The following is a 16,775-nucleotide window of genomic DNA, read 5'->3' on the forward strand; positions in this document are numbered from 1 at the left end:
TATGGGACGCAAGGCTGATGCAAGTTGAAAATGACGGCAATGACGATCTGAGTTTCAATTTTTCGGGGAAAACCGTCTGCGTGACCGGCGCGAGCCGAGGCATCGGGCGTGAAATTGCATTGGCCTTTGCAAGGGACGGGGCGCATCTCATCCTGACCGCGAGACAGGCAGAGGCGCTAAAGCCTGTCGCCGAAGAAATCCGCGCGCTCGGCGGCGATGCGACCTGCCTCTCTGTCGATCAACGCAGTGTGGATACGATCCGCAGCCAGATCGCGCCACTTGGTCGTATCGATGTCCTGGTCAACAATGCTGGCGTCGAAGAGGTGCGCGATACGCTCGATATCGACGAGGCCCTTTGGGACAAAATCGTCGATACGAATCTCAAAGGCGCTTTCTTTGTCGCACAGGCCGTTGCGGCCAAAATGGCAGACCTTGGAGGCGGTGCGATCATCAATCTCGCCTCCCTGACCTCTTTTGTCGGCGTGCCTGGAGCGGTGCCTTACAGCGCCTCGAAAAGTGGGGTCCTGGGGATGACGCGCGCCCTGGCGGCCGAATGGGCCCCGAAGGGTATTCGGGTCAACGCCATCGCTCCCGGATATTTTGAAACCGACATGACCAGCGTCTTTTACGAGAACAAGGAATGGGTCGCGCAGATGGTGGCAAACATCCCGGTCGGGCGTTTGGGGCAGCTTTCCGACCTGACGGCCGCCGTCGAATTCCTCGCCTCGAACGGCGCGAAATATATCTGTGGCCACTGTATCGTCATTGACGGTGGATATTTGGCTAAGATTTAGGCAGATCGTGAAGCAGTGATCAGTTTCCGGCGTTTTGCAAAAATAAGTATATACTTTTAAAGTCGGAAGTGCTCTCGTCACCATAACAACAGAATCCGGGGATCAAAATGACAAACCAAATCGCCACACAAAACAGCGCGACACAATCTCCCCGTGAGGTCGCGGTGCGCGCAAGCCATGTGACGATGGATTTCGGCGGCGTTCTGGCGGTGAATGACGCGAGCTTCGAACTGGAAAAAGGGCGTTTTCTGACGATCCTCGGACCGTCGGGCTCCGGCAAGACCACACTTTTGCGTATGATTGCCGGGTTTCAAAAGCAGACCTCCGGTGAAATTACCATCAACGGCAAGGCCGTAGACGCCGCACAACCGCACCGGCGTTCGATCGGCATGGTGTTTCAAAAACTTGCGCTGTTTCCGCATATGACCGCGGCGCAAAACGTGGCCTTCCCGCTCAAGATGCGACGGTTCAACCCGCGCCAGATTGCAGGGCGCGTGGATCAGTTTCTCGATCTCGTCAGGCTTGGCGGCTACGGCGACCGACGGATCAACGAACTTTCCGGCGGGCAACAACAACGTGTCGCCATCGCCCGCGCTCTGGTTTTCGAGCCCGATCTATTGCTGCTCGACGAACCGCTTGCCGCGCTCGACGTCAAGCTGCGCGAAGAGATGCAGCTCGAATTTCGGCGCATTCAGCATGAGTTGGGCGTTACGACGATCAACGTGACGCATGACCAACGCGAGGCGCTCGTCGTATCCGACAACATCATCGTCATGGACGGCGGTCGTATCCAGCAGCAGGCGGAGCCGGTCGAACTTTACCGCGCGCCGGAAAACCCCTTCGTGGCGGGGTTCCTCGGCCTCTCCTCTTTCATCGAGGGGACAGCCACCGCAGACGGCAATATTCAGATCGGCGATCTCATCGTCCAGGGCGAACCCGCAGACGAATTCGCGCCCGGCAGCAAGGTCGTGGCCGCGATCCGCGCCGAACAGATCCGGCTTGCACACGCGCGCGACGCGCTCGGCGGCTGTGACATGACACTCGAGGGCCGTGTGTCCGACACGATCTTTGAAGGCGAACGGCAGATGTATGTGGTTGAGGTCGGGGCGCTCTCAGACGCGACCTTCCGCGTCTATCATCACGATCCCGACAGTTTCGGACTGTTCCATGTGGGCGACACGGTCGCGCTCGGATGGAACCGTCGTGACCTCAAGATCTTCAGCCCTGCGGCATAAGAAAAAAATCAGCCGCGTCCCAACAGAGGAGACTACCCGAATGTCCACGAAATATTCCCGCCGGAGCGTTCTTCGTGCCGGTTTGGCAACCAGCGGAGCGGCCCTGCTCGCCTCGATGCCCGCGAGCCGCCTTCTGGCACAAGAGCCGGAAAAACCGTCCGAGATCATTGTACGCGCCTGGGGCGGCGAATGGGTTGAATCGCTGAAGAAAGGCGTATCCGACCGCTTCACCGAAATGACCGGCATTGCCGTGCGTCACGATCTGACCGAAGACAACGAGATTCAGCCGAAGGTCTGGGCCGCTGTCGCTCAGGGGCGCATTCCGCCGATCCACATCAACTGGGACACCACCACGAACGCCACCAAATCGGCGCTGCGCAGTGTGACCGAGGATATTTCCGATCTGCCCAACCTCGCCAACACCACCGATCTGGCGAAACCCGTCGGCCTCGAAGGCTATCCGCTCGTCAACACGTACGGCTACGTCTATGTGCTGGCCTACCGCCCGGAGGCCTTCCCGGACGGCGCACCGAAATCCTGGCGCGACCTGCTCGATCCGAAGTTCAAGGGCCGTATCGCGCTCTACAACGACGGGATTGGGTTCCACTTCCCGGCGCAAGTCGCAGGTGGCGGTTCGCTCGAAGATATTCCGGACAATATGGATGCCTGCTGGAGCTTTGTCCGTGAGATGAAAGAGCAGAATCCGCTCTTGGGCGAAGACCCTGATTTCACCACGTGGTTCCAGAACGGCGAAATCGACGCGGCTTGCACCATTTCGACCAACGCGCTGGCGGCCAAGAAAAACGGTGTCGATCTTGCGTGGACCGTGCCGGAAGAGGGCTGCAAATTCGATACCGACTGTCTCTGGATTCCGAAGGGTCTGCCGGAGAATGAGCTTTACTGGGCCAAGCAGTATATCAACCTCGCCCTGTCGCAAGAAAGCCAGCAGATCTGGCTCGACGGTCTCGGGCTTCCGGGGGTTGTTCCGGGCCTCACCCCGCCCGAGGGGCTTGCCGGCGACCCGTCCTATCCGACCGAACCCGCGGATTTCGAACATCTGATCCGTATCTCCTCGGCGGTGCAGGTACAGAATGAAAGCGACTGGTTCGCCAAGTTCAAGGAAATCATGCAGGGCTAAGGCCCGATGCCCCTCAGGATCGGGCTCCCCTCCCGATCCTGTCCAAGGCCGCGCAACGCCTCTTCTCCTTGAGCGATGCGCGGCCATAAGACCCCATCGAGACACCGGAATACCGCAATGCCCGAGACCCCGTCGAAGGACGATCCCCGCGCCACATTCAGATATCCGCTGCGCTGGCGGATCATGGATGCATTGAACAATGGCCTGGACCGCTTCTGGCCCGCCCGCATGACCCCCTACACCGGTTGGGCGCTGATCATGCCTGCACTTTTGCTGGTGGGGCTTTTGGTGCTCGGCCTGTTCCAGATGGCCGGAAGTTCTCTGCATACGCTCGATCGTTCGACCTTCCTGCCGTCCGAGGCCTATACGCTTGCGAACTATCAGACGGTGCTCGAAAGCGCCACCTACGGACGCGTGGTCACGCGCTCTGTGCTCGCCGCGGGGCTGACGGTCTTCTTCACGCTGCTGCTGGCCCTGCCCTATGCCTATATCATGGTCCGGACGACGAGTTCTTTGGTGCGCAAGGCGCTTCTCGTGGTGCTTTTCCTGCCGTTCTTCATCGGTCAGGTGGTACGTGCCTACGGGCTTTTGATCATTCTGGGGACGACGGGCGTCGCCAATAACGCGCTTGGCCTCGTCGGGATCGAACCGATCCGTCTTTTGTTCAACTTTCCCGCCGTGGTCTTCGGTCTGGTGCAATATATGTTGCCCTTTGCGGTGCTGATGCTGGCACCCGCTCTGACCGCGATCCCGCGTGAGACCGAAACCGCAGCCTCCTCTCTCGGGGCGAACTGGCTGCAAAGTTTCCGCCATGTGGTTATTCCGATGGCCAAGCCAGGCCTCATCGGCGCCGGGCTTGTCGTCGGCACGCTGGCGCTCACCGATTTCGCCATGCCCGCCATGCTGGGCGGCGGATCTCAGGATTTCATCGCGAATGCCATCTACGACCAGTTCTTCCGCACGGCGGATCAGGGCCTCGGCGCAGCACTCGCGCTGCTGCTCGTGGTGCTCGGCTCGGTCATCGTCGGGGTCGTCATCTCGATCTTTGGCGCAGGCACACTCGGCATGGGAGGCAAAAAATGACCGCAAGATCGCAACGCATTCTGTTCTGGGCCCTTGTCTGGTTCTGTATCCTCATCCTCTCGGTGCCCACGATCATCGTTGTCGGCGCGTCCTTCACCACCGCCAATATGATCTCCTTCCCACCCGAAGGTTTCACTCTCAAATGGTATGAGAAAATCGCCCTTGCCCGCGACCTCCAGCAGGCGTTCCTCCGCTCGTTGATCGTCTCAACCGTCTGTCTCATCGTCTCCGTGCCTGTCGGCACCCTTGCCGGGCTTGCCCTGTCACGGTTCAAGCTGCGCTTTGCGAATGCGATCCAGATCTATCTGCTCCTGCCGTTCACCGTGCCGCTGATCGGCTCCGGCATCGGCATGATGCTGATCTTCGGGGAATGGCGCATTCTCGGTAGCCTCTGGCCCGTGGGCGTGGCGCTGGCCGTGATCAACCTGCCCTTCATTATCTGGTCTGTATCCTCCTCGGCCGGAGCGCTCGATGGAGATCTCGAACTGGCCGCCTCGAGCTGTGGCGCAGGTCGCTTCGAGACCTTCTGGTTCGTGACCGTTCCTGGCGTCATGCCCGGGATTATCACCGGGGGCCTTCTGATGTTCGTTCTCGCGATGAGCGAGTTCCTTGTCTCGCTGCTCCTGACCGATGCGCGAACGGTGACCCTGCCCGTCCAGATCTACAACAATATCCGTTCCATCATCACGCCTGACCTGGCCGCGGTTTCGTCCGTCTTCGTGATGATCGCGTTGCTCGCGGTGTGGTTGCTCGACCGCCTCGTCGGGCTCGAAATCTTCCTGAAATCAAAATGACGGTTGTCCGGCCCTCGCAGTCGCGACCTCTCTATCGATCTTAACGAAAGGATCTGTCATGTCTGACGTCAACGTTCAAAAACTCGCGGGCCTCGACAAAGCCGAGCGCGCCGCGCTTATCCGCCGGTCCGAAGCCGATCTCTCCTTTTTCCTCGACAAGGTGCAGCCGATCATCGAAGCGGTGAAAACCGAAGGCGACGCCGCCCTCGTTCGTTTTGGCCAGCAGTTTGACGGTGCCGAAGGTCTGACCGCCGCGACGCTTCAAGTGTCAGAGGCTGAATTCGATGCCGCGTTCGATCTGGTCGACGACAAGGTGATCGAGGCCATCCGGTTTGGCATCGGCAACATCCGCAGCTTCCACGAAGAACAGTCCCCCGAGCCGATGTGGCTGAAAGAGGTCCGCCCGGGTGCCTTTGCAGGCGATCGCTACCTGCCGATCAATTCCGTGGCCTTGTACGTCCCGCGCGGCAAAGGATCTTTTCCCTCCGTCACCATGATGACCGCCGTGCCGGGCGTGGTCGCCAAGGTGCCGAATCTGGCGATCTTCACCCCTCCGGGCAAGGATGGCACAGTCGATGCGGCGACGCTGGTCGCGGCGCGCATCGCGGGTGTGGAAACCGTCTACAAATGCGGCGGGGCCCAAGCCGTGGCGGCGGCGGCTTTCGGCACCGAAACGGTCAAAAAAGCACAAAAGATCGTCGGCCCCGGCAGCCCATGGGTGGTTGCCGCCAAGCGCCTTTTGGCCGGGATGATCGACCCGGGTCTGCCCGCCGGTCCCTCCGAAGGCATGATCCTGGCCGATGACACCGTGTCGGGCCGTCTGGCGGCGCTGGATCTGTTGATCGAGGCCGAACACGGCCCCGACAGTTCCGCCTGGCTGGTCACCCCGTCGCAACGGGTTCTGGACGAAGCGCTGGCCACCCTGCCCGAGCTTTGGGCCAAAATGACGCCGCAACGGGTCGAGTTCTCGCAGACCGTGCTGTCGGGGAAATCCGGTGGCCTGATCCTGGCCGAGTCGATGGAGGACGCGATCGCCTTCGTCAACGAATATGCCCCGGAACATCTCGAAATCATGTCGACCAAACCCTTCGACTATCTGGGCGAGATCACCGAAGCCTCCGAAATCCTGATGGGCACCCACACCCCGGTTTCCATCGGCAACTTTGCCCTCGGCCCGAACGCCGTTCTGCCGACCTCCAAGGGGGCCAACACCTATGGTCCTCTGTCGGTGACCGATTTCATTCGCCGCAGTTCGGTCGGCTACGTCACCGCCAAGGGCTATCCCGAAATGGCGGCGGCGGCGAAAACCCTCGCGGAATACGAAGGTTTCTCGTCCCATGCCAATGCGGTCAGCGAGTTGCGCCTCGAGTACCTGAAGGACATGTGATGAAAGCGATCCGTCTCCACGGTGTCGGGGATTTGCGCTTTGAGCAGGTTCCCGCCCCCCTCCCGCCGAAAGACAAAGAAGTCACGCTTTCGGTTTCGGTCGCGGGCATCTGTGGTTCCGACCTGCACAACTACAAGACCGGCGCGTGGATCACCCGCGCGCCCTCTGTCGCGGGTCATGAATTCACCGGCACTGTGACGGCCATAGGCCCCGGCGTCGATCACGTCGCCCTTGGGGATCGGGTCGTGGTCGACAGTCGTCATATCTGCGGAACCTGCGACGCCTGTCTCGAGGGTGTGGGACAGGTTTGCCCCTCGCTTGGGTTCCTTGGGGAAGTCATCGACGGCGGTTTCGCAGAAGCCGTGACGATCCCGGCCCGCAATGTGATCAAAGCGCCGGAGGGCGTTGCGGACCGCTTCCTCGCCATGGCCGAGCCGCTCGCTGTCGCGCTGCATGCGTTGAACCTTGTATCCGTGCCGGATGGGGCGGAAATCGTCGTGACCGGCTGTGGTCCCATCGGCGGTCTGGTGACCCTGTTGGCGACCCGGAAGGGGCATCCGGTACGGATCATCGACCAGAATGCCGGGCGCACCGCTTTGGTCGCCGAGGCCACCGGCGCGTCCGTGACGACCCTTGAGGATCTGCAAGGCCACCGCTTTCGCTTCGCCATCGACACGACCGGCAACGCGCATGTCATTCGCACGCTTCTTCACACGATCGCCGGAGCGAGCCGCCTCGGATTGGTTGGCATCGGCAAACCCGCAGAGATCATCGATCCTGTGCATCTCGTCGAACGTGAGATCGCGCTGATCGGCTGTCATGCCTTTGGGAACGAATTGGCGGAGATCGCCGCAATGCTTCCCGAGCTCCAGGATCACCTCGATCCCCTCATCGCCGACATCATCGCGCCGGAAGCCGTCCCCGCGACCTATGAGGCGCTTCTCTCCGGTGAGGTAACCGGCATCAAAACCCTTATTCGTCTGGGAGGCGCAAATGCTCAGTGAACAGGAAAACCTGTCGCGCACGGCTGAAATCCGCGCCATTGCGCGACAGGATACGGCCAGAGCGGCAAGCATGCTGGAAAGCTTCATCGCCGGTTTGTTCGACATCCCCGTGTCGGACTTGAAGATCAATATCGACCAGTATTCGCTGAACTCCCTCAACGGGTTCTTCCGATCCGGAACGCAAGATTTCTTCTTCAAATTCCATCAGGAGGAAGGAGAAGAGGAGATGACGGGCGAATATTACCGTGCCGATATTTTGTCGAAAGCGGGCCTGCCCGTCGACCAGCCTGTCCATATGTCGACCCTGCCGGGGGAACAGTTGCTCGTCTACAAACGGCGCGCCGACCCGCGGTTCTCAGATGTTCTTTTCGAGTTGGACCAGAGGCCCGACGACGAGGCCATTGTTCGGGCCACAGAGGCAGAAGCCGACCTGAACCGGCGCATCCTTGAAATCGCGCGAAGCTCCCTCGTGACGATTACGCCCGAAGAGGCGGCCATGGAACCGATCCATCGGCTTTTCTATGAACGTCTCATTGATCTGCCAGAGGGAACCTATCCGGGCGGGCGGTTCAAGAAATTCTACCACGGCAAGCGTTTTGACTTCCCGAACGGGGTCTCTCTGCAATGGGACGAGATCGCCGATGCGCCGGTGGTCATCAACGGGCTGACCTACTCCCGCACGTTGCAGGAGGCGTTCGATTTCGCCCACGACCGATATACACCGACGCAGACCGCAGACGCTGGCGGTATTGTCGCCCATGGCGACGCGCATAATGCCAACGTCTGGTACGAACGTGGCACGGCGCGTGATCGCCTGTCCTTCTTTGACCCTGCGTTTGCGGGCAGCAAAGTGCCCTCTCTGCTGGCCGAGGTGAAATCCACCTTCCACAATGTCTTTGCCCATCCCTTCTGGCTCTACAACCCCGAGATGGCCGAACAGGCCTTTACCGCCAGCGTTCGGTTGGACGGCGGCGCTCTGCACTTCGACACCGACTGGCGGCCCAGCCCGGTCCGCACCGCCTTGCTCGACGCCAAGGCGCGTGAATTCTGGACACCGTGGCTGCGCACCCTGAAAGACAAAGACCTGCTTCCCGACGACTGGGAAGATGTGATCCGCACCGGTCTGTTCCTCTCTCCGACATTGGTCATGAACCTCAATGCAGGAGAAACACGCGATCGGCATAACCCGGTGTCCTCGGCCATCGGCCTCTCGGTTGCACTTTCTGCCGCCTCCCGACCGGTCGTCGGCGCGGACATGTTCACCGAATTCTTTGACAAGGTCAGACCAGCCTGATGTCCCTCGAACGCAAATACCAGAACGTCGACGACTTTGCTGCGGCGGCTCGAAAACGGCTTCCCAAGATCTTCGCAGACTACATCGACGGCGGCGCTTTTTCTGAAACGACCCTTCATCGGAACAGAAAAGATTTCGAGCTTTTTTCTCTGCGGCAAAGGATACTCACCCCACTGGCCGCCACACCGGACCTGACGGTCACGGTGGCGGATCGCGTGTCCAAACTGCCGTTCGGTCCGGGACCGGTGGGCTTTCTGGGTCTTTACCGACGCAATGGCGATATCGCCGTGGCTCAGGCCGCAGCCGAGGCAGGTATTCCCTTCGTGCTGTCGACTTTTTCCATCAACGGTTTAGGCACCGTTCGGCAAGCGACAGGTGTGGCTCCGGACTTTCAGCTTTATCTCGATGAAGATCCCCAAGTGAACGCGGCCTATCTCGAGTCCTGCAAAGCGCACGGGGTCGAGCGTATCTTTCTGACAGTCGATACGGCCATTACATCTGTCCGCGAGCGCGACGTGAAAAATGGCTTCCGCAGCGTCGACCACATGACCCCAGGCCTTTTGTGGCAATTCATGCAGCGTCCCCTGTGGTCCATGGATTTGTTGATCGGCGGTTTTCCCGGGGTTGAATTGGTCGAAGGCCGCCCGGAGTTCGGTCGTGGCGCCATGGCACAAGCGGGAAATTTGTCTCGTCGTCTCGACAAGAATTTGACATGGGATACGGTCGCGCGCCTGCGCAAGGACTGGTCCGGGCAATTGTTCGTCAAGGGCATTTCCGATCCCGAAGACGCTCAGCGCGCGCGTGATGCGGATGTAGACGGGATCGTGCTCTCCAATCACGGTGGACGGCAACTGGACCACGGACGGTCGACCGTCGCACTGATCCCCGAAGTCCGCCGGGCTTTGGGTCCATCCCTCGCGCTGCTCGTTGACAGCGGGTTCCGCAGGGGAAGCGACATCGTCAAGGCCTTGGCGCTTGGGGCGGATTTCGTATTGATGGGCCGACCGTTTGCGTGGGCCGTCGCGGCACATGGGAAAGCCGGTGCTGCGCATCTGATCTCGCTTCTGGAAACGGAGATTGAAATCACGCTGAACCTGATGGGATTGTCGTCAGTCGACGAGCTTCGACGCGAAGGGCACAACGTTTTACGTGCAAAAACGACGGCCTATGAGACGTTCTCCAAGCTTGACGCATCGGCATCACCGTCCAGCCAAGAGGTCGAACTGTAAAGCGCGAGGGAAATTGCGGGCTTTTTCATTGTTTTCATTAGAGATTTGAGGACAGACGTCTTATCCCGGGTTTTGGTCACAAAGCTTTCCAACACTTCAAACGAAGTGCTTCTGACTGCTCCCATACTCCGCTTTCACATGCCGCCCCGTCCCATGGTTCTCAACAAGTTTTTTTGTGAGTTTGCCAGTCAGCGCACATGTATCACACCGCATTTTCATACCCCGAGTATTTATACCACCCAGTAAAAGAATATGGGGCAAATAGATGGGAGCAATCTGGGTGCCGGAAGAGACGGTCGAAGACGTTTCACAATTTGTTGCACAATTTTGTGCACACAAATCGCTAAAGTCATTGTTTTTGCATGATGTGAAAAATGAGATGGCGGGCCGAAGCCGACGAAACGGAGAACTACACCTACGCTATAGCCCTCTAAATTGAAGCAAGAACGAATGGCTAAAATGGGGTGCGAAGCGGAGTAGCGGGTTCCAGCGGGCATTCCATGAAACCCGCCTTTCAGGCACAATCGCGATCTGGTGGCACCTAGTCCCGAATTCGGACGCTCAACCCGCTTATCACCCGATTTTCCTAAGCCGCGACCAACTCGGCAATCTTAGCCGCAACTGCCGCCATAGATTCTTCGGCAGTGTTCAACCCAGCCCGAGACGCTAGTAGAAGGCTGACCTTCTCAAGTTCCTCGTACGTCGTTCCGTGTACAACTGGCACGAGCCGCTCACGTCGAAGAAGCGCTGAAAGCTCTTTGTCCGCGACACCTTCTGCCGGTAGGCGACGCAACATGGCCGGCGTAACCAGCACGATACCGACGCGAGAGTTCACCAAGCCCTTGTCAATCGCCCGCATCATCGGCACCCCAAGGCCGAGGTCCTTTTCGCTAAACCACACGCGAACACCGCGCGCTTCGAGAAGGTCGTGAAGGTCTTTCGCGGCCCCCTGTCGGTCATCCCACGCGTGGCACAGGAAAACGTCTCGGAGATCAGGCTGCGAAACTGCGAGGCTTTCGACAGATTCACGGACGGGAGTAAGTGTCCTCACTTCTTCAGTCGTGTACCACACCCCGGAACTCGATGGGGACCAGCGCGGCTTTGAGCTGCGTTGCCCCGAACTGCCACCACCCCGGTTAACCGACGAAGAAGGGGTGGGAGATGGCCGATAGCCACTATAATCACTGTAACTGCCGTAGCTACCATACCCCCCCGAGCGACCATAACGACCTCCGCATGCGGGGCAGTCGGCTGCTGCCGCCGCCGAGCGGTGTCCCCTTACTGGTGCAGTACATCTAGCCATATGCTCTCCCCCTCCTGCTCATCCACTGTTCTGTCGGAACGTTGAAGTTGTTTTCCAGCAAGTCAGCGACCGCTACGTTTTGACCGGTAGCCACTCCGCCGCCGCCGTAGGCCGCGTTCAAAGAGCTTATCGTGCAAGAGTGATACAAGCCTATCTTGCCATCCATCAGTATGCACTACGCGATCAAAGTGTGCGTCCTGATCGCGGAGAAGATCGAGCCGCGACCGTTGCGATGCTTCATTCCAATCTTGATACAGCAAATAGACCGCGTTGCCGTATTTAAGGTTCTCGAACACGACTAGATCGTCAGCAAACTGTGCTCCGAAATATGAGCCGAAGCCGCCCTGACCGCGTATGTAGGCCCTCGGCGCGAAACCCTCGAACAGTCGCACCCGCTCGCGAACATGCTTCTCAAAGTCGACGGCGTTCGCCGGATCGGCCCATCCAAACAAGCGAGCAACAACTTCGTCAGCGTTGCCCGGCGGAAAAATTTGCCAGTCGAGCGTGACGGTTGAAATATATTCTTCGCGCGTCGCATCGCTCGCAAACACGCCCGTGACGCCCGTATTCTCTTGCAGGACGTTAATCGCCCAAAGCAGCATTAAGTCGAACTCGGCCGCACTTCGGCTGAGCATGGGCGCGAGAGAAAATTTGACCACCACCTGCTCGCCGCTTCTTTCTTCAAGCACACTCGCTTCGATGGTCATGCCCTGCGGTTCGAAAATTTGGTGCTGATAAACGTCTTTAGTCCAAGAACGCATTGTCCAGCCGTTGCGCGCGCCGTCCCCGAAGTTGGGTGACTCGAAGGTCCATGTCTTCTGGACCATCGGCCAATCCTCGCGCTTACGATCCCAGCCATGAGTGTTTCGCCCAGACCACTTTCCAGCGTCGGCAGGCGGTTGGGTTGGGCCAGCTACGATGATCGAGGAGCCGTCTATTCTCAACCCAATATGGTTATACTGCCCTGCGGCAATGTCGCTACGCTTGATCTTCTTGATTGCGGCGACGGTAATCAGATCGCTGTCAATATCATTCAGTGAGCGCTGCACAAGCGGCGGGATTTTTAGGTAACTGCTCTTCCAAGGAAAACGCTTTGCCATTGATCACCCCCCGCAGCCGACGAACAGCGTACGGGGCCAAGAATGAGCAGGCAAGAACCGAATAGAAATATTCCAAGTAGAGGTGCCGATCAGTGGCAGCTCCGTTGGGGCACGCTATAGTCTTCGAAAAATGACGCCTGACAGACAGTAGTACTTTCTGTAAGCTGTCATCATAACGTATTGAAATCACGGTCCAGAGCTTTTGGCACGAGTCGGGTTATCAATCAGGGTAGCAACGGCTTGCTTAAAGTCTTTCGACGCCCGAAGCCCGGCTTGGACGGCGTGCAAGTCGCCAGCTTTCAAGGTTTTGCACAGAGCCCGCGTCCCCACATCGTAAATGCCCCCGGTGATGGCGTCGAGTTTTAGTCCCTTGTCATAGTCGTGCCCATGTAGTGGTGACGGCCAATTGTCGGCATCGGACTTGTGGAACTTCCAGATATAGCCGCCGCGCTTCACCTGCTTCTCAGTCAGGAAACGCACGACCTCGAACTCATCGGCGACGCTCTCCTCCGAGGTTTCGATAGTCAGTAATGCCAATTCAGGTTGATTCTCGACAAGGCTGGAGAGCCCGTGCGCGAACCAGCTTAGCGGAACGATCCAATCGTCGCCGCCTTCATATTCAATGGTGAGTCGGACGATAGAGCGACCATCCTTGAAGATGTACTCGCCTACCTCCTTGCCCCTGTAGGTGATTTTTCCCGTGCTCGGGTCGAACTGAAGCATTATGGCCGTCCTCCTTATGCTGGGCGGGGATGAGGGATTTATAGATCACCTCAGTCAGGCGTTTCCTCTCGGCACGATCAAGTCCGCTGTACTGCTTCATCTCAGGATATTCAGGAAATCCTAGTCCGATTTCCTCCTTGTCATGCCAAAGACCTAAAATGGAATGTCGTCGTCTAACCCAAATGGATTGACCTGACCCGCCTGAGGGCCGGGGGCGACCGGGACAGCAGCACCGTCCGCTCCTTCCGCTGGTGCAACGGCTGGCAGAGCTGGGGCCGACCATAGCATGGCCACTTCGCTCCAATTAACGTGCCGTTCGTTAGCACCTGTCCAGACATCCCAAAAATCAGGGTCGGCGGATTGAGGCTGATGCTCCTTTGCCAGTTCGTCGATCTCGACCAGCACGGGAATAGGTGTCGCCCAGCCCAATAGGATCGCCTGCTTTGATGGCAGGCTGGGTAGGTCGCGCAGCAACCCGCCCACATTGTCAGGCACGAGACGCGCGACAAGATTCTGGTCTGAATCGTTGACGATGCGATGGAGAATGAAGGTATTGCACTGAGCCAGCACGGTCGGCGAAAGCTCTGATGGGCGCTGCGAGGATAGCACCAGACCCAAACCGAATTTGCGCCCCTCGCGGGCAATGCGTTCGAAAATTTCTCGGCAGAGCTGGCTAGGACTGGATGCCGGGCCTTCGTCGTCCTTACCGCGTCGAATGAAGGTGTGCGCTTCTTCCAGCACAAGAACAGTGGGCAGTGATAGCCCCTCTGCATGGAGCCGCCGATAGCGTTGCAGAGATTCAAAAATCACCCGCGCCAGCACGGCCACAACGACGTGAACGACCTCAGAGGGCACCAAGGAGAGGTCGATGACAGCAAGCGGGCCATTGCTTGCGCCGTCATCGCCGATGTAATTTTTCAGCCATTCCTCAAAGCTGGTTGGCGGTGTCTTCCCAATGACGCTTCCAAGCCGCTGATCCGCGAGCATGCTGCGAATACGAAGGCCAAGAGTGCTGATAAACGCCGCGAAATTTCCGCCTTGCTCGGCAGCTAGATGATCCAGATGTTCGGCAAGCAGCGTGACATCGAAGGGGACAGGAGCGTCTTCGCTAATTGCGGCGGCTACGCCGCCAATATCCGGTAGGGCGTCTGTAACGACAGCGATGGCGTCACGGGCCGATTCAAGATCCCCGACCAAGAAGTCGTTGAAATAAGTCGGTCCCGACCGCCGGGAGTCTACAATCTCAGTGATTGTAGCAGAAAGTGTTTGCAGCAGCGTCGTTGCCGGGTCATCGACTGATGCTGCAAAACGAGCAGAATCTTCACCTATGCCGCCCAGCAAGCGCGCACAATCAAACCGGGGGCCTACCGCTCCGGCGAAGGCGGTACTTCCCGTATTGAGCATGGCGGTAATACGGCCACTTGAAACAAGCAGATGCCGCTTGATCGTGGCTTCTCGCGGTACATCTTCATGATGGCCGCTTTTCAGCTCTCGTATCCCGCGCAACAGAAGCGGGCGCTGCGCGCCGGGCTGGGCGTGGGCAACGGCAGTCCATTCATGACCGCTCCAAAGCCATGCCGGGACATCCAGCTCTTTTTCAGTTTCAACGACTGGCGGGACTCGGAACAGACGAAGCTGATCTCCACGATCCGCAAAGGCTTTAGCATATTCGCCATTGGGGTCTAGAACGATGAAGCGCGCGTTCGGATGGCCTTCTCTACCCGCGTGACTCATCGCTTTTGCTGCCGCGTCGAGCGACCAGCGGATCAGCCCGGCAACCGTACAGGACTTGCCGCTGCCCGTGTTGCCAAGCACGGCGAGATGTCTGCCAAACAGCTTGTCGGGATCGACCTTGATCTCGGCGCTCGATGCAAGGGCCGAAGTCCCGATACGAACACGCCGATCCGACTCCTTCGCGCCAACGATAGCCTCGACCTGTTCAGGCGTTGGCATGAGAACCTGGTCGCCCACCGACGGAAACGCGGCGACGCCGCGCGACAGTTCATAGACTGTCTGCTTCGATGCTCGGTCCCGGCGAGATGTGAGCGTGCCGACAGGCGAGACGCACATCTTTCGCAGTGGAAACGGGAGGTCGATCAGGCCGAAATCTTTCAAGCCAGACCGCTTTGGATAGGGCGACCGTTCGATACCGATCCATGATATGTAGGCAACTGTCGCACCTGCCTCATTGGGTATGAGGACATAGCCGTTAAGTCGGGGAAAGGCGGCGGGCGTACCCGTGTTGAGTGCAGTTGCCTGCGGTGCGTCCAGTTCGAGCAGGATGCGGATTTCATCGGGCGAAACGGACTCAACCGCGCCGATCACCAAGCCAGCAATGGACTCTATGGGCGTGGTCATACCGTTGTTCCACCGCCCGATAATGCGTCGAAGTCATCCGCAACCGGAACAGCAGGGTCAGGCGTTGGCGCATATTCTGGCGGGCGATGCTTCATTAGTTCGGTCATGCGCCCGGTGATGTAGTCGAGCGTAGGCTTCGGGAGATAATTCTCGATCAACGTAGTAAGGTCGCCGAAGTGAGGACCGATCAGCAGCGATACCTGTGCATCCCGAGTCCGTGCGAGAAACCCTTTCAATCGCTCATCCGCGGAGTAAGCGAACACGACTAGATGCGTTGACGGGATCGTCAGCATGTCGAGCAGCACACGATTGATATGATCGTCGCCAAAGCCATAGCCGTAGGCCACGACGACTGCGTTGGGCCTACACGTCGCGGCGGCAAAATCGCGGAATAGCTCGGCATAGGGATACTGTGTCGTTTCGACATCCTTTGCCGGGTTCGGATAGATCATCACCGTATCGACCGGATTTTTAGGCAGGTCCGTGTGATCGGTTGGCGCACCGAAGGGTATGCCCTTCCGCACAATCTTCCGGTCTGCCTTGCTGAACAGCCAGTCGAGGGAGCCGTGAAGTTTCGTCAGTCGGATGACGCCTTCCATGAAGCGAGGTTCTCCGCGAATGCCCGGCGGGTTATAATGCACGTCAACCTCGACACGGGCTGACCGGAAAACCGGCGTGAGCGCCCCCACGAAACGGTCGATAATGCGAAGCCCGGCGAGATCGCAGCCATGCTCAATCAAGCGGTCGTAGTTCGTCGTAAAGACATGAAGTCGCTCGCGCGAAGCCGCGCGGCTGGCAAAGCTCAGTAGGAATGATTGCAACGCACCTTCGGCGACAACCCGTTTTGCAGGATCGCCGCCGATCAGCCCGGCTTCAGTTTTGAGAAGTGACTCAAGGAAATCCCGGAGCTGCCTATCCATAGCGTCTTTGAGGGCGGTCGCTTTCGCCGCATCGATGATTTTCAGCCCTTCATAGACCGAAAGAGCCGCGCGGAACTGATCCTCAATATTGGCCGCGCCGCGCCCCAAGAGCGCGGCTTCACTCGCGGCATAATGGTCGATCTTCGTGTCGAACTCACTACCGAACACAACCTTGCCCATGCCCGTTGCAGCGGCTCCGGCCATGTATCCTACTGCGGTCGTGAAGCCGCTTCCGATCAGAAGATTAAGATGCTCAGCCTGAAACACGGCGGACAACCACGGCTCGATCCGCTTGCGCGCCGTAGCGATAAATTTGTCGAGTTCGTCATCGCCTGTGGGGAGGTCATTCCAAGATTCGAAGTGGCTTCCCACACGATAAACATGCTTGCCGTCGAGATTCATGTTCCCCTCCG

Annotated in this window: 14 protein-coding genes; 9 read left to right on the forward strand and 5 right to left on the reverse strand. The window is 58.7% G+C overall.

The features are described from left to right. Positions 1-17: 17 nt before the first annotated feature. From V1475_RS15695 to V1475_RS15735, 9 genes are all read left to right on the forward strand, one after another. A complete protein-coding gene (locus V1475_RS15695) occupies positions 18-794 on the forward strand; it encodes an SDR family NAD(P)-dependent oxidoreductase (RefSeq protein ID WP_479413499.1) in 777 nt (258 codons plus the stop codon). 107 nt (positions 795-901) lie between these two features. After that, the gene (locus tag V1475_RS15700; protein ID WP_434286872.1) at positions 902-2,029 is read left to right on the forward strand and encodes an ABC transporter ATP-binding protein; all 1,128 of its coding nucleotides are present in this window, start codon (positions 902-904) and stop codon (positions 2,027-2,029) included. A 40-nt stretch (positions 2,030-2,069) separates the two neighbouring features. After that, on the forward strand, positions 2,070-3,167 hold the full coding sequence (locus V1475_RS15705; RefSeq protein ID WP_434286871.1) for an ABC transporter substrate-binding protein: 1,098 nt from the start codon (positions 2,070-2,072) through the stop codon (positions 3,165-3,167). Positions 3,168-3,284: 117 nt separating this feature from the next. Next, positions 3,285-4,250 carry an ABC transporter permease gene (locus V1475_RS15710; protein WP_479413500.1) on the forward strand — a complete coding sequence of 322 codons (966 nt, stop codon included), beginning with the start codon at positions 3,285-3,287 and terminating at the stop codon, positions 4,248-4,250. Next, positions 4,247-5,044, forward strand: coding sequence for an ABC transporter permease (locus V1475_RS15715; RefSeq protein WP_479413501.1), 798 nt, complete (start codon positions 4,247-4,249; stop codon positions 5,042-5,044). The genes V1475_RS15710 and V1475_RS15715 overlap by 4 nt, the downstream gene beginning before the upstream one ends. Positions 5,045-5,102: 58 nt before the next feature. Further along, a complete protein-coding gene (hisD, locus tag V1475_RS15720; RefSeq protein WP_434286868.1) occupies positions 5,103-6,431 on the forward strand; it encodes a histidinol dehydrogenase in 1,329 nt (442 codons plus the stop codon). Then, positions 6,431-7,435, forward strand: a complete 1,005-nt coding sequence (locus tag V1475_RS15725; RefSeq protein WP_479413502.1) for a zinc-dependent alcohol dehydrogenase — start codon at positions 6,431-6,433, stop codon at positions 7,433-7,435. Before hisD ends, V1475_RS15725 begins: the two co-directional genes overlap by 1 nt. Beyond that, positions 7,425-8,729 (forward strand): hypothetical protein, encoded by a 1,305-nt coding sequence (locus V1475_RS15730; protein ID WP_479413503.1) that lies wholly within the window; start codon positions 7,425-7,427, stop codon positions 8,727-8,729. The genes V1475_RS15725 and V1475_RS15730 overlap by 11 nt, the downstream gene beginning before the upstream one ends. Then, entirely contained in the window at positions 8,729-9,958 is a 1,230-nt protein-coding gene (locus V1475_RS15735; RefSeq protein ID WP_479413504.1) for an alpha-hydroxy acid oxidase, read from the forward strand. The genes V1475_RS15730 and V1475_RS15735 overlap by 1 nt, the downstream gene beginning before the upstream one ends. Before the next feature lie 586 nt (positions 9,959-10,544). Here V1475_RS15735 and V1475_RS15740 read toward each other — a convergent pair. The 5 genes from V1475_RS15740 to V1475_RS15760 all read right to left on the reverse strand — a co-directional run bounded on the left by V1475_RS15740 (position 10,545) and on the right by V1475_RS15760 (position 16,764). Further along, a complete protein-coding gene (locus V1475_RS15740; protein ID WP_479413505.1) occupies positions 10,545-11,261 on the reverse strand; it encodes a toll/interleukin-1 receptor domain-containing protein in 717 nt (238 codons plus the stop codon). Positions 11,262-11,323: 62 nt separating this feature from the next. After that, on the reverse strand, positions 11,324-12,361 hold the full coding sequence (locus V1475_RS15745) for a hypothetical protein (protein ID WP_479413506.1): 1,038 nt from the start codon (positions 12,359-12,361) through the stop codon (positions 11,324-11,326). Between the two features lie 186 nt (positions 12,362-12,547). Next, a complete protein-coding gene (locus tag V1475_RS15750) occupies positions 12,548-13,084 on the reverse strand; it encodes a hypothetical protein (protein ID WP_479413507.1) in 537 nt (178 codons plus the stop codon). Between the two features lie 153 nt (positions 13,085-13,237). After that, positions 13,238-15,442, reverse strand: a complete 2,205-nt coding sequence (locus tag V1475_RS15755; protein WP_479413508.1) for an ATP-binding protein — start codon at positions 15,440-15,442, stop codon at positions 13,238-13,240. Then, entirely contained in the window at positions 15,439-16,764 is a 1,326-nt protein-coding gene (locus V1475_RS15760; RefSeq protein WP_479413509.1) for an SIR2 family protein, read from the reverse strand. Before V1475_RS15760 ends, V1475_RS15755 begins: the two co-directional genes overlap by 4 nt. Positions 16,765-16,775 lie beyond the last annotated feature (11 nt).

The sequence above is a fragment of the Celeribacter sp. SCSIO 80838 genome (genome assembly GCF_056498065.1).

Bases quoted from the DNA above. Each gene is read 5' to 3' on its own strand.
- V1475_RS15695 (WP_479413499.1), top strand. From the start codon at position 18: ATGCAAGTTGAAAATGACGGCAATGACGATCTGAGTTTCAATTTTTCG.
- V1475_RS15700 (WP_434286872.1), top strand. From the start codon at position 902: ATGACAAACCAAATCGCCACACAAAACAGCGCGACACAATCTCCCCGT.
- V1475_RS15705 (WP_434286871.1), top strand. From the start codon at position 2,070: ATGTCCACGAAATATTCCCGCCGGAGCGTTCTTCGTGCCGGTTTGGCA.
- V1475_RS15710 (WP_479413500.1), top strand. From the start codon at position 3,285: ATGCCCGAGACCCCGTCGAAGGACGATCCCCGCGCCACATTCAGATAT.
- V1475_RS15715 (WP_479413501.1), top strand. From the start codon at position 4,247: ATGACCGCAAGATCGCAACGCATTCTGTTCTGGGCCCTTGTCTGGTTC.
- hisD (WP_434286868.1), top strand. From the start codon at position 5,103: ATGTCTGACGTCAACGTTCAAAAACTCGCGGGCCTCGACAAAGCCGAG.
- V1475_RS15725 (WP_479413502.1), top strand. From the start codon at position 6,431: ATGAAAGCGATCCGTCTCCACGGTGTCGGGGATTTGCGCTTTGAGCAG.
- V1475_RS15730 (WP_479413503.1), top strand. From the start codon at position 7,425: ATGCTCAGTGAACAGGAAAACCTGTCGCGCACGGCTGAAATCCGCGCC.
- V1475_RS15735 (WP_479413504.1), top strand. From the start codon at position 8,729: ATGTCCCTCGAACGCAAATACCAGAACGTCGACGACTTTGCTGCGGCG.
- V1475_RS15740 (WP_479413505.1), bottom strand. From the start codon at position 11,261: ATGGCTAGATGTACTGCACCAGTAAGGGGACACCGCTCGGCGGCGGCA.
- V1475_RS15745 (WP_479413506.1), bottom strand. From the start codon at position 12,361: ATGGCAAAGCGTTTTCCTTGGAAGAGCAGTTACCTAAAAATCCCGCCG.
- V1475_RS15750 (WP_479413507.1), bottom strand. From the start codon at position 13,084: ATGCTTCAGTTCGACCCGAGCACGGGAAAAATCACCTACAGGGGCAAG.
- V1475_RS15755 (WP_479413508.1), bottom strand. From the start codon at position 15,442: ATGACCACGCCCATAGAGTCCATTGCTGGCTTGGTGATCGGCGCGGTT.
- V1475_RS15760 (WP_479413509.1), bottom strand. From the start codon at position 16,764: ATGAATCTCGACGGCAAGCATGTTTATCGTGTGGGAAGCCACTTCGAA.